Source organism: Dyella sp. NPDC103356 (assembly GCF_055584465.1).
This window is the reverse complement of record NZ_JBVJLZ010000007.1, coordinates 134,801-146,691: the sequence shown is the minus strand read 5'-3', so window position 1 is coordinate 146,691 and position 11,891 is coordinate 134,801. Positions and strand designations below refer to the sequence as shown.

Genomic DNA, 11,891 nt, shown 5'->3' with positions numbered 1-11,891 from the left:
GCGAAATACCTGCCTACGGGCTGGCGCCCGCCTTCTGCACTGAAGGCGCCGCCACAAACGGCACCACCGCTCCATCAGCAGCGCCACGCCGCCATTTCGCCAGCTGATCGGCGATACCGTCACCGATATCGATCTGTGGCTCGGACGGCGTCAGCTTGCCCTGTTGTTCCCACTGCGCAATTTCGCCGCTTGCCTGGTTGAATGCCTCGATAAAATCCGGTGTCTTGTTCAGTGCATCGGTCAGCCAGGCTTTGCCGAAATACGTGATATCCGAATCGCTGCCGCAGCCGAATGAGCTGCGATCTTTCCGTGCGGCGGTCAGCACCAAGGTGCCCGGCCCGCGAATCTCCGGCACGAAGCCGCCGGAATAGCACGAATTGACCACCACGACTTTCCACTTGAACGGGTGCTTCTTGAAAATATCGGCCAGGTCCGGCGGGCCGATCTGGTCGAGCGGCACCGGGTCCATATCGACCAGCAGCGTGCTGTCGTGGCCGCCGTGCGTGGTCAGATAGAGCAGCAGGATGTCCTCGTCCGGTTTCATCACGCTCGAGATCGATTCCAGCGCGCTTTCCAGGTTGCTCCAGTTGGCCAGCGGACGCGTGCTCAGCGATGCGGGGTTGTTTTCCAGTATCAGCGTGTGTGCGCTTGGCCCGAAACGGCCGAACAGTTTGCTGCTGTATTCCACTTCGTTGCGAAATACGTCTTCGCCGCCGTCACCGGCGAATGCAACGACATAGAGATTGGGTTTGCCCGGTACACGGGGCGTCAGCTGCGAGACGGCGTGGTGCAGCAACTGCGGCTGGGCGTACATCACCTGCTCGGGCGTCAGGCCGTCGCTTGGCCAGTTCGATGCAGCGTTGTCATCCTCGCCGCCATCGTCGTTATCGGTGGCGGAGGATGCTTCGGCCGGCTCGCTGCTGGTGGCATGCGCCGGCGCGCTGACTGTCGACACCGGCGCATTCATTACCGGTGAACGGTAGTGCCCGATGACCACCATGGCCAGGACGCCGGCGGCAAACGCGAGCAGGGCGATCAGTGCGTTACGCATGCGTCAGGCTCGCGTGTGGTCGGGTCAGGGAGTGATGGCGTCGAAGTCGCGATAGACCGGATGGCGCGGCTGTTCCGGCAGCGCCTGCGGCGGGCGCACGAGCCAGGCGGTCTGGAAACCGGCGGCCTTGGCCGCATCCAGCTCTTCGACGATGTCGGACAGGAACAGGATATGCCCAGGCTGCTCGTCGATCGCCGCGGCGATTCGCTCGTATGAGGCGCGCTCCCGTTTCGGGCCGGTCTCGGTATCGAAATAGCCGGCGAACATCGGTGTCAGGTCGCCCGCTTCGCTGTAACCGAAGAACAGGCGTTGCGAGGGCACCGAGCCCGACGAATACACGTACAAATGCAAGCCTTCGCCGCGCCAGGCATGCAGGCGTGCGGATACTTCAGGATAGATGTGCGCGCGATAGTCGCCGTCTTCGTAGCCGTCTTTCCAGATCATGCCCTGCAAGGCTTTGAGCGCCGTGGACTTGCGGTCCTCGTCGATCCAGCGCAACAGCAGCTCGATGATTTCCTGGCGGCTGGCCTCGACGATGCCGGCCTCTTTGGCTGCTTCATGCAGCCAGTGCTGCACTTCGGGCTTGTCGCCGTGCGTTTCGATGTAGGCCGGCAGGCGTTTGCGGGCGTACGGAAACAAGACGTCCTTGACGAAGCTGATCGAGCTGGTGGTGCCCTCGATATCGGTGACGATGGCGCGAATCGTGGTCATAGCGCTGCCGATGCCGTTGCGTGAGGCGTCATGCGCGGGAACTTCTCGGCGATATCCTCGCCGGTGAATTGCGCAACCCAGCCTTCCTTGTTGGTAAACAGGCGGATCGCCACGAAATAGGGCGACTCGCTCATGTCGAACCAGTGCGGCGTGCCATCGGGGACGCCGATGAGGTCGCCTTGTTCGCAAAGCACTTCATAGACCTTGCCGTCGATGTGCAAGGTGAACTGCCCCGCACCGGCGACGAAGAAACGCACTTCGTCCTCGCTATGGGTGTGCTCGTTCAGGAACTTCTGGCGCATGGCGGCCCGTTCGGGGTGATCGGGCTTGAGACTGATCACGTCGACCGCCTGATAGCCTTCGCCGGCCATCAGCCGGTCGATATCGGCGCGATAGGCGGCGATGACTTCATCCTGGCTGGCGCCCGGGGCGATCGGCTGGGCGGCTTCCCATTGCTCGAAACGCACGCCGGCTTTGCCCAGCTCGCGCGAAATCTCGGCATGGCTGGTATGCACCGACAAGGGGGCGTCGGGATGGGAGTCCTGATAGATACGCAAACGGCTCATGGCGAGGCTCCAGTGCGGGAGAGGTGAAAAACGCCGCACTCATCGGTGTGGGCGAATGGGGAAGGGGGCAAGGTCAGGCGCCCAGCCGCTTGAGGTCGAGCTCGCAGCCGAGCAGAAATTCCAGTGCTTCGAGATGGCGACGCGTCTCGGCCATGTCGCGGCCCCAGGTATAAATACCGTGGCCGTTGATCAGGTACGCATACAAGGGCTTGCCGGCGTCGAGCCAGGCATCGACCTGCGCGACCAGTTCGGGCATGTGCTGGGTATTGGGGAAAACGGGGACGTCGAGCCTGGCGTCGTGGGTCGTCTGTCCCGCGATCGCCTTCTGCAGCTCCCAGCCCTCCAGCTTCACCAAGCCGTCTTTGGCAAACAGCCGCGAAGCCACGCTTTGCGTGCGCGAGTGCGTATGCAGCACCACGTTCATCTCGGGATAGCGGCGATAGATCTGCGTGTGCAGTTCGGTTTCGGCGCTAGGGCGTGCGCTGGTGCCGACCGCCTTGCCATCCATGTCGACGATCATGATGTCGTCGCGCCCGAGCCGGCCTTTGTCGCGCCCGGAGATGGTGATGGCGGCCAGATCGTTATCCAGCCGCATGGAGAAGTTGCTGCTGGTGGCAGGCGTCCAGCCGTGCGCGGCCAGTTCGCCGGCAGCCGTGGCGATAGCGTCGGCACGTTCGGCGAAAAGCGTCGGGGAAATCGTGGCTGGCAGGACCTGGCTCATGGCAAATGGACGTCTAAATGGTGGTGGAATATAACATGGCGGCCGCAACCGCCGGTTTTGGGGCCTGAACGCAGAAATGCGAGCCATTCTCGCAGCCTTCGTTCAATGCAACGTACCATCGGCTTTGGATTCGCCGCGGTGTGCGGTGAACGCTTCAGACGGAGGTTTTACCAATGTCGCATGACAAAGATATCGAATCGCGTCGCCGCTTTCTCAAGGCCGCCGCTGGTACGGCCGCAGTGGCGGTCATTGCCGGTGGTGCACTGCCGCGTTTCGCTCGCGCAGCCGACCTGCCGCATGTATCCGAATCCGATCCGACCGCCAAGGCGCTCGGCTATGTCGAAAACGCCGCCAAGACGACAGACAGCAAGCATAAGGCCGGCGACGATTGCGCCAACTGCCAGTTCTACTCGGGCGGCGCGACGGGTTACGGCCCGTGTCAGCTGTTCCCCGGCAAATCCGTGAATGCAAAGGGTTGGTGCGTGTCTCACAACCCGAAGAAAGCGTAAAAAACTTTTACCTCGGCAGTACGACAAGGCCGGCGCATGCCGGCCTTTGTTTTTTCTATGTCGCGACGACGTGATCGCGACATCAAGAGCGTTGCCAAGAGGAATGTCGGAGCGATGCTCGACGACTTTGCGAGGAAAGGTGCAGCCCAGGCGCGTCAGGCGAGGAGCTGCTTGCCTGACGCGCCGGGCGGCGATCCGGGGCCCACTGCCAAGTGATCAACCCTCGGACCACCGATCATACTCCGGTTGACTTGGCCGCAACCACGATGAAGCATGAATTTTAAAAATAATTTCTCGTTAAGTCATTAATAATCAATAACTTAAGTCAACTATCGAGATTTGAGGGAACGACTTTTGTGCGTTCTGTGTAAAACCGGTATACAGCGAAGTTGGCATTTTTCGCCGATTTTTAAAGAAAATCGGCGAAGTTTTGTTATTCGTTAACCGACTTCAAAGCTGAACCGCGGCGCAGGCGGCTGTGCCGCATGCCGTAGCCGAAGTAGATCGCCAGGCCGATCACGGTCCAGCCGATCATCAACAGCCAGTTGAACCACTCCATCGTGTAAAGCAGTGCGCAGCAGCTCAATACGCCCGCTGAACAGACGAACCACGCACCCGGCACGCGGAAGCTTCGCGGCAGATCGGGCGCGGTGTAGCGCAGGATCAACACGCCCGCGCACACGGCGACGAAGGCGATCAGCGTGCCCATCGAGGTAAGGTTGGCGAGCAGGTCGAGCGGAAACACGGCCGCCAGAATCGCGATGCCGACACCGGTGATGATGGTGTTCAAGTGCGGCGTGCGATAGCGTGGATGGATGCGGTTGAATACCTTCGGCAACAGGCCGTCGCGCGACATGATCATGAAGATGCGCGGCTGCGCGATGATCATCACCAGGATCACGGAAGACAGGCCGATCATGGCGCCGCCTTCGACGACGTAACGCAGCCAGCCCAGTTGCGGATGAGCACGGATGGCGGTCACCACCGGTTCGTCCGTACCCAGTTGGGTATACGAAATCAGACCGGTCAACACGGCGGCCATGGCCAGATAGAGCACCGTGCAGATGACCAGCGAGACCAGGGTGCCGAAGGGCAGGTCGCGTTGAGGGTTCTTGCACTCCTGCGCCGCGGTCGAGGTGGCTTCGAAGCCGATGTAGGCAAAGAACACCATAGCCGCACCGCGCATGATGCCAGCCCAGCCGTACTTGTCCGGTCCCTGCTGCGCGGGAATGAACGGGTGCCAGTTGGCCGGGTCGACATAGCGATAGCCCGCCACGACGACCACGATGATCAGGCCGACCTTCAGTGCAACCATGGCCAGATTGATACCAGCCGACTCACGAATGCCGACGTAGCACAGCCAGGTCAATGCCAGCACGATCGCTACTGCCGGCAGATTCAGGAGGTGGCCGGTCGCGACCAGATGGCCGTTGGTATAAGCAAGCGGCGCTTCGGTCAGCGCCTTGGGCAGGTGCAGGCCGACATGGTCGAGCAGGCTGACGAAATAACCGGTCCAGCTGGCAGCCACTGCCGACGCGGAGATGCCGTATTCCAGCACCATGTTCCAGCCGATGAACCAGGCCACCAGCTCGCCCAGCGTGGCATATGCGTAGGAATAGGAGCTGCCCGAGATCGGGATCAGCGTGGCGAACTCCGCATAGCACAGCGCGGTAAAGCCGCTGCAGACCGCCGCAAGAATGAAGGAGATCAACACCGCCGGACCGGCGTGGTCGGCTGCGGCCTGACCCGTCACCACGAAGATGCCGGTACCGATGACCGCGCCGATACCGAGCGCGGTGATGCCCCAGGGGCCGAGCGTGCGGCGCAGCGACGGGCCGTGAGACTCGTCGTTGGCGTCGCTGAAATCGGTCTTGCGGGCAAGTAACTGCTTTAGCATGCGTCGAACCTGATGAAGCCTGATGAGGCGAGATGCCGGGCGAACTATCGTCCCGAACCAAAGAGAAAGGGCCGGCGCGAGGCCGGCCCTGGTGCAAGATACTTCAGGCGTTGTGTTTGCGCAGTTTGCTGTGCGAATAGCCGTAGCCGAAGTAGATGATCTGGCCGATCACGATCCAGGCCACCATCCAGCGCCAATGCTCCACGAACGACTGCAGGAACAGCGCCAGGCAGGCGAGCGCGCCCAGCGGGCAGACCAGCCACGGCACCGGCACGCGGAAGGCGCGCGGCAGTTCCGGGCGCGTGTAGCGCAGAACCAGCACGCCGATGCAGACGGTGGCAAAGGCAAGCAAGGTGCCCATGGCGACCATTTCGCCCAACACACCGATATTGAACAGGCCGCCCAGTGCCGCGGCGAGAACGCCTACCACGACGGTGCCGACATGCGGCGTGCGGAACTTCCGGTGGATGCGGCCGAACACGGCCGGAATCAGACCGTCGCGCGCCATCGAGTAGAAGATGCGCGGCTGACCCATCAGCATGACCAGGATCACCGAGCTCAGGCCGGTGACGGCGCCGATAACCACGATAACCTGCAGCCAGCGCAGCGTCGGATAGTTGTCCAGCGCGGTAGCGACCGGCTCGGGCGTGCCCAGCAGGCGGAAGTCGGCGATGCCGGTCAGGATGCCTGCCACGATGATGTACAGCACCGTGCAGACCACCAGCGAGCCCATGATGCCGATGGGCATGTCGCGCTGCGGGTTCTTCGCTTCGGCCGCGGCGGTGGATACCGCATCGAAGCCGATATAGGAGAAGAACACGATGGCCGCCGCGCGTCCGACACCCGCCCAGCCGTACTTCGAACCGCCTTCGTTAGCGGGAATGAAGGGGTGCCAGTGTTCCGGGTTGACGTACTTGGCGGCGAACGCGATGAACAGCAGGATCACCACGACCTTGATCGCCACGATGATCGAGTTGACGAACGCGGACTGGGTAATGCCGACGTAGCACAGCCCGGTGATCGCGGCGATGATCGCCACCGCCGGCAGATTGATCAGCATCCCGGTCGCCTGGATATGCCCATCGACCACCGTGAACGGGGCGGCGGCCAGGATCGCCGGCAGCGATACGTCATGCCCGATCCATCCGCTGACCAGAGAAAGGAGCTTGTTGAAGTAACCGGACCAGCCCGAAGCCACGGTAGCCACCGTGAACAAATACTCGAGCACCAGGCTCCAGCCGACGAACCAGGCGACGTATTCGCCCAGCGTGGCATAAGAGTACGAGTAGGCGCTGCCCGAGACCGGGATCATCGCGGCGAACTCGGCATAGCACAGCGCAGCCAGCGCGCAGGCAAAGCCGGCAAGAACAAAGCTCAGTACGATGGCCGGGCCGGCATGGTCGGCGGCTGCCTGACCGGTGATTACGAAAATACCTGCACCGATGATGGCGCCGATACCGAGCATGACCAGATGGCGCGCGGTGAGCGCGCGCTTGAGCGTGGCCTCGCCCTCGATCCCACCATGAGTTTCCCCGGCATCGACGTGCGGGTTGGCCTCGATGGCGTGTGTAGCAAACAAATTCTTCAGCATGTTTTTCCCCAAAACGGTGGTGCCATGCGCAGCTTGTTATTAGAGGAGGTACCCGCCGACGCTTCGGTTCGGACACATCCGAAACACCATATCCCAGCTGAACACGGTGGTACAAGCTGCACTGCGGTCAAGACGCCCTGTGCCGGGCTCCGGCGGCTGGCGCCTAGACGCATGCGCGGACGAATGGATGTGCCATACGGCACGTGGATGGATCAAAAAACCATATTGACGGCAGCCTGGGGGGCAACGAAGGCATCGCTGTTGCGCCCGGCCACGCTCATGTGCACTCCAGCGATGATGCCCAGCTTGCCGTTGATGTTGTACTCGATTGCCGGGGCGATGCTGACGTTGCGGCCGATGCTGCCGGGCCGGTCGATGGCCATCCTGTGGCTACCGACAGGTACTGAGCCATAGACACGTGTCGTGCTGCTGCGCTGATAGGCAAGCTCCATCGCCAGTACCCAATGGGCATCGATGCTGTACTCGGCGCTGGCCGACGCGCTCCAGGCATGGCTGAGATCGGCTCGGCCGCGAAATCCTGCGTCGGTGCCATAGACGCTTTGCCCGCGGATATCGATGGCGCCAGGATTGAAGTCGTAGGCGAGTCGTCCGCGCCAGCGCAGCGGTCGCCCGGTCGGCATCGGCAGGCTTTGCTGTATCAGCATGTCGACGCGATCACCGTGCAAGCCATTGCCCGAGCCATTCAACGGGTTGTTGTCGAGTCGGTCGTAGCTGCCGGTCGGAAAACGATGGATGGCGCTGATCGAAAGCGCGGGCCGGAGGCCGTCAGCGCTGGGACGCAAGAGCAGAAATTGCGCCCGCAGCGACGTGTCGTTGAAGCGCATGCCGGTCGAGTGTTGTCCTCCCTGCGCCATCTTGTGTGTTGCACCCAGCGTCGCCTGCATGCCGAACCGTTCGGTCACGCCCACGTTGATGGGAACCAGCGTTTGCCAGTGGGCCGTACGACGTTGTCTGTGCTTATTCCCTTCGTTGTCGTAGTAATAGTGACTGCTGGAATGAATCAAATAGGGCTCGATACTCACCGTGCCACGCGGCAGGATGCCGGGATTGGGCGTAAGCAGTGGGCCGGTATAGTTAACGTCCGATGCGCTTGCGGTGTCGATCTGGGAAATGCCGAGCAGCGTCAGACCGAGACACGCTAGTGACTTCCTTGCTTCCATGTAAAAGGCCTCCTTGGGCTCTGTCCGTGGACGACTACATCCTTCGGCTCAAGGCTAGGTTGCTTTGTAGGTCTTCTAGAAGCGAAAAAATCTGTGGTGTGCCGTGAGTTTTTTGAATGGCTTTGTGTAGGGGAGCTTCGCTATACAATGACGCTCCGTCTGTTGTCAGGGTGTCCAGCTCGTGAGTGTCAGTCAGTCGCCGATGTCGCTATCCCTTTTGCTGGACGACTACGCGTCGCGCTGTCCTGACGACGAAGTTGCGCAGCAATTCGCCAATTTTCTGCGCGATACACCTAATGCTTTCGAGCGCAGCAACAGGGAAGGGCACTTCACCGGTTCATCCTGGCTGGTGAGTGCCGACGGCGAGCGGGTGCTGTTGATGCATCATCGAAAGCTCGGTCGCTGGCTACAGCCGGGCGGACATGCCGATGGCGATCGTGATCTGGCGCGTGTTGCCTTGCGCGAAGCCGAGGAAGAAACGGGCTTGAGCGGTTTGGTCGTCGAGCCGGCAATCTTTGACATCGACCGGCACTGGATTCCCGAGCGAGGCCAGGAGCCGGGGCATTGGCACTACGACGTGCGTTATGTCGTTCGTGCGCGCGGTAGTGAAGCGTTCGTGTTGAACGAAGAGTCGTTGGCGCTTGCCTGGCGGGATATTGGCGGGATGGTCGACGACGAGACGTTGGATGTCTCGTTGCGGCGTATGGCTCACCGCTGGCTGGCTCGAAAGGCTGCCGGTTTTTCGTAGGACCGACCTCAGCGGCCCTCCAAAACCTTCCCTGGTCGTCATCCCGGCGTAGGCCGGGATCCAGTGGCTTCGGTTTCCGGGTTTCGCGATGGAGCAGATGCTTGTTGGCTCTCGCGATAACCGATCGTAAAGTCACTGGATTCCGGCCTACGCCGGGATGACGAGGATGGAAGTTGAGGTTATTCGAGGCTATCTTCGGTCGCGGCCGTGCGGAGCGCAAGGGCGACAACCGCGTGCACGGTAACGTTGTGGTAGGACGGTCGCGACTGAAGTCGCTCCTACAAATCCGTTGCAGCGTCGTCGTATTTTGCGGGCGCCGGATTCAAATGCCCACAAGCATCGCAAGTACGCGCATCACGCGAGCGATAAAACCGCTCGAACACCGGCGGGAAATCGCTCTCGATACTGCCGAGCACGAAATACTCTTCATACAGCTTGTGATTGCACCGCTCGCAGAACCACAGCAGCCCGTCTTTTTCGTGGGCAAGACGACGGCGTTCGATCACCAGCCCGATCGAGTCGGGCATGCGTTGCGGCGAATGCGGCACGCGCGGCGGCAGATAAAACATCTCGCCGGCCCGGATCGGGATGTCGCGTGCCTGACCCTCGTCCTGCACCTTCAGCACCATCTCGCCTTCGAGCTGATAGAAGTACTCCGGACCTTCGTCGTGGTGATAGTCGGTACGAGCGTTCGGCCCACCGACGATCATCACGATGAAATCGCCGTCGACAATGCATTTGTTGCCGACCGGCGGCTTGAGCAAGTGCCGATGTTCGTTGATCCAGCGTTGCAGGTTGAGCGGTGGGGAGAGGCTCATGCGAGACATTCCACGAAAGCGATGCGCAGTACCTTAGACCCGAAGCACGGCCAAAAGCGAGTCTAGACTTCGAGCGTAGCCAGGTCGCCTTTCTCTTCCAGCCATGCCTTGCGATCGCTGGCGCGCTTCTTGGCCAGCAACATGTCCATCAATTTGGCGGTGGCATCGCCTTCCTCGATGGTGAGCTGCACCAGGCGGCGCGTATCGGGGTGGATCGCCGACTCGCGCAACTGGCCCGGGTTCATCTCGCCCAGACCCTTGAAGCGGGTGACGCTGACCTGGCCCTTCATCTTCTCGCGTTCGATCTTCTGCAGCATCGCTGCTTTTTCGTTTTCATCCAGGCAATAGAACACCTGCTTGCCCACGTCGACGCGGAACAGCGGCGGCATCGCGACGAACACGTGGCCTTCGCGCACCAGTGACGGGAAGTGACGCAGGAACAGCGCGGCGAGGAGGGTGGCGATATGCAGACCGTCCGAATCGGCGTCGGCCAGGATTACGACCTTGCCGTAACGCAGCCCGGAAAGATCGTCCTTGCCCGGATCGCAGCCGATGGCGATGGCCAGATTGTGGACTTCCTCGGAGGCCAGTACCGAGGTCGACTCGACTTCCCAGGTGTTGAGGATCTTGCCGCGCAGCGGCAGGATCGCCTGGAAGTCCTTGTCGCGTGCCTGCTTGGCGCTGCCGCCGGCCGAATCGCCCTCGACCAGGAACAGTTCCGTGCGGGTGAGATCGGTAGCCGAGCAGTCGGCCAGCTTGCCGGGCAGGGCGGGGCCCTGGGTGATCTTCTTGCGTACGACCTGCTTGGCTGCCTTCAGGCGCGCGCTGGCACGTTCGATCGCCAGCTGGGCGATGCGTTCGCCCAGATCCACATGCTGGTTCAGCCACAAGCTGAAAGCATCGTGCACGACGTTTTCCACCATGGCCGCGGCCTGGCGCGAGGACAGGCGTTCCTTGGTCTGGCCGGCGAACTGCGGGTCTTGCAGCTTGGCCGACAGCACAAACGCAAGGCGTTCCCACACGTCTTCAGGCGCGAGCTTGACGCCGCGCGGCAGCAGGTTGCGGAAGTCGCAGAATTCGCGGATCGCATTGGTCAGGCCAGAGCGCAGGCCGTTGACGTGCGTGCCGCCTTGCGCGGTGGGAATCAGGTTGACGTAGCTTTCCTGGACCAGTTCACCTTCGGGGATCCAGGCCAGTGCGACGTCGAGACCTTCCGTGTCGCGTGCGACGTGATGCACGAACAATTCGGCCGGCAGCAGCTCGGCGCCATCGAGCTCACCGCGCAGGTAGTCGCTGAGGCCGTCTTCGTAGTGCCACTGGATGACTTCGCCACTGGCTTCGTCGGTGAGCTTCACGTTCAAGCCGGCGCACAGCACGGCCTTGGCGCGCAGCAGATGCTTGAGCTTGGAGAGCGAAATCCTGGGCGAATCGAAATACTTCGCTTCCGGCCAGAAGTGCACGGTGGTGCCGGTCTTCTTCTTCGGCACAGTACCGATGACTTCCAGCTCGCTGACGCGGTCGCCGTGCTCGAACGCCATGCGGTATTCGTTGCCGTCGCGGCGGATGGTGACCTCGACGCGATCGGACAGCGCGTTGACCACCGATACGCCTACGCCGTGCAGGCCGCCAGAGAAGTTGTAGTTCTTGCCGGAGAACTTGCCGCCCGCATGCAGGCGGGTCAGGATCAGCTCGACGCCCGGGATGCCTTCTTCGGGATGGATGTCCACCGGCATGCCGCGGCCGTCGTCGCTCACCTCGACCGAGCCGTCGCTATGCACGATGACCTCGATGTTCTTGGCGTGCCCGGCCAGGGCTTCGTCCACCGAGTTATCGATGACTTCCTGCGCCATATGGTTCGGGCGCGTGGTGTCGGTGTACATGCCGGGACGGCGCTTGACCGGGTCAAGGCCGGAAAGGACTTCGATATCGGCGGCGTTATAGCGGGTGTTCATGCGTAGCCAGGTTACTCAGGTCAGGCGCGGGAGAATGGGTGTCGGGCGACGGGAGGTCAAGTTTTGAGGCAGGAGGCGGGTTTCGTACACGATAGCCGTGGGCTGTCGCAAAGTTTGAGGCTGACGAGGCAGGGAGATGTCGCGAA

At 61.8% G+C, this 11,891-nt stretch carries 11 protein-coding genes; 2 read left to right on the top strand and 9 right to left on the bottom strand.

The window, feature by feature from the left end; all coding sequences use genetic code 11:
- Positions 1-13: 13 nt before the first annotated feature.
- The 4 genes from ACZ6WW_RS17220 to ACZ6WW_RS17205 form a co-directional block, all read right to left on the bottom strand.
- Positions 14-1,051, bottom strand: a complete 1,038-nt coding sequence (locus ACZ6WW_RS17220) for a C13 family peptidase (RefSeq protein WP_465275269.1) — start codon at positions 1,049-1,051, stop codon at positions 14-16.
- Between the two features lie 24 nt (positions 1,052-1,075).
- Positions 1,076-1,762 carry an acireductone synthase gene (gene mtnC / locus ACZ6WW_RS17215; protein WP_465275268.1) on the bottom strand — a complete coding sequence of 229 codons (687 nt, stop codon included), beginning with the start codon at positions 1,760-1,762 and terminating at the stop codon, positions 1,076-1,078.
- Positions 1,759-2,328, bottom strand: coding sequence for a 1,2-dihydroxy-3-keto-5-methylthiopentene dioxygenase (locus tag ACZ6WW_RS17210; protein ID WP_281849463.1), 570 nt, complete (start codon positions 2,326-2,328; stop codon positions 1,759-1,761). Before ACZ6WW_RS17210 ends, mtnC begins: the two co-directional genes overlap by 4 nt.
- Positions 2,329-2,401: 73 nt before the next feature.
- The gene (locus ACZ6WW_RS17205) at positions 2,402-3,049 is read right to left on the bottom strand and encodes a methylthioribulose 1-phosphate dehydratase (RefSeq protein ID WP_465275267.1); all 648 of its coding nucleotides are present in this window, start codon (positions 3,047-3,049) and stop codon (positions 2,402-2,404) included.
- A 173-nt stretch (positions 3,050-3,222) separates the two neighbouring features.
- On the opposite strand from ACZ6WW_RS17205, the gene ACZ6WW_RS17200 reads away from it, so the two are divergent.
- Entirely contained in the window at positions 3,223-3,558 is a 336-nt protein-coding gene (locus ACZ6WW_RS17200; protein ID WP_281849461.1) for a high-potential iron-sulfur protein, read from the top strand.
- Positions 3,559-3,991: 433 nt separating this feature from the next.
- On the opposite strand, the gene ACZ6WW_RS17195 is transcribed toward ACZ6WW_RS17200, so the two are convergent.
- The 3 genes from ACZ6WW_RS17195 to ACZ6WW_RS17185 form a co-directional block, all read right to left on the bottom strand.
- Positions 3,992-5,455: an amino acid permease gene (locus ACZ6WW_RS17195; RefSeq protein WP_465275266.1), complete on the bottom strand. Its 1,464-nt coding sequence runs from the start codon at positions 5,453-5,455 to the stop codon at positions 3,992-3,994.
- A 103-nt stretch (positions 5,456-5,558) separates the two neighbouring features.
- Positions 5,559-7,046: an amino acid permease gene (locus tag ACZ6WW_RS17190; protein ID WP_465275265.1), complete on the bottom strand. Its 1,488-nt coding sequence runs from the start codon at positions 7,044-7,046 to the stop codon at positions 5,559-5,561.
- Between the two features lie 212 nt (positions 7,047-7,258).
- The gene (locus ACZ6WW_RS17185; protein WP_465275264.1) at positions 7,259-8,227 is read right to left on the bottom strand and encodes a hypothetical protein; all 969 of its coding nucleotides are present in this window, start codon (positions 8,225-8,227) and stop codon (positions 7,259-7,261) included.
- A 202-nt stretch (positions 8,228-8,429) separates the two neighbouring features.
- Between ACZ6WW_RS17185 and ACZ6WW_RS17180 the strand changes: the two genes are divergently transcribed.
- The gene (locus tag ACZ6WW_RS17180; RefSeq protein ID WP_465275353.1) at positions 8,430-8,975 is read left to right on the top strand and encodes an NUDIX hydrolase; all 546 of its coding nucleotides are present in this window, start codon (positions 8,430-8,432) and stop codon (positions 8,973-8,975) included.
- Between the two features lie 278 nt (positions 8,976-9,253).
- Here ACZ6WW_RS17180 and ACZ6WW_RS17175 read toward each other — a convergent pair whose 3' ends face one another.
- Both ACZ6WW_RS17175 and parE read right to left on the bottom strand, forming a co-directional pair.
- The gene (locus tag ACZ6WW_RS17175; RefSeq protein ID WP_465275263.1) at positions 9,254-9,793 is read right to left on the bottom strand and encodes a 3-hydroxyanthranilate 3,4-dioxygenase; all 540 of its coding nucleotides are present in this window, start codon (positions 9,791-9,793) and stop codon (positions 9,254-9,256) included.
- Positions 9,794-9,855: 62 nt separating this feature from the next.
- Positions 9,856-11,745, bottom strand: a complete 1,890-nt coding sequence (gene parE / locus ACZ6WW_RS17170; protein WP_281849455.1) for a DNA topoisomerase IV subunit B — start codon at positions 11,743-11,745, stop codon at positions 9,856-9,858.
- Positions 11,746-11,891: the final 146 nt, after the last annotated feature.

Bases quoted from the DNA above. Each gene is read 5' to 3' on its own strand.
- ACZ6WW_RS17220 (WP_465275269.1), bottom strand. From the start codon at position 1,051: ATGCGTAACGCACTGATCGCCCTGCTCGCGTTTGCCGCCGGCGTCCTG.
- mtnC (WP_465275268.1), bottom strand. From the start codon at position 1,762: ATGACCACGATTCGCGCCATCGTCACCGATATCGAGGGCACCACCAGC.
- ACZ6WW_RS17210 (WP_281849463.1), bottom strand. From the start codon at position 2,328: ATGAGCCGTTTGCGTATCTATCAGGACTCCCATCCCGACGCCCCCTTG.
- ACZ6WW_RS17205 (WP_465275267.1), bottom strand. From the start codon at position 3,049: ATGAGCCAGGTCCTGCCAGCCACGATTTCCCCGACGCTTTTCGCCGAA.
- ACZ6WW_RS17200 (WP_281849461.1), top strand. From the start codon at position 3,223: ATGTCGCATGACAAAGATATCGAATCGCGTCGCCGCTTTCTCAAGGCC.
- ACZ6WW_RS17195 (WP_465275266.1), bottom strand. From the start codon at position 5,455: ATGCTAAAGCAGTTACTTGCCCGCAAGACCGATTTCAGCGACGCCAAC.
- ACZ6WW_RS17190 (WP_465275265.1), bottom strand. From the start codon at position 7,046: ATGCTGAAGAATTTGTTTGCTACACACGCCATCGAGGCCAACCCGCAC.
- ACZ6WW_RS17185 (WP_465275264.1), bottom strand. From the start codon at position 8,227: ATGGAAGCAAGGAAGTCACTAGCGTGTCTCGGTCTGACGCTGCTCGGC.
- ACZ6WW_RS17180 (WP_465275353.1), top strand. From the start codon at position 8,430: ATGTCGCTATCCCTTTTGCTGGACGACTACGCGTCGCGCTGTCCTGAC.
- ACZ6WW_RS17175 (WP_465275263.1), bottom strand. From the start codon at position 9,793: ATGAGCCTCTCCCCACCGCTCAACCTGCAACGCTGGATCAACGAACAT.
- parE (WP_281849455.1), bottom strand. From the start codon at position 11,745: ATGAACACCCGCTATAACGCCGCCGATATCGAAGTCCTTTCCGGCCTT.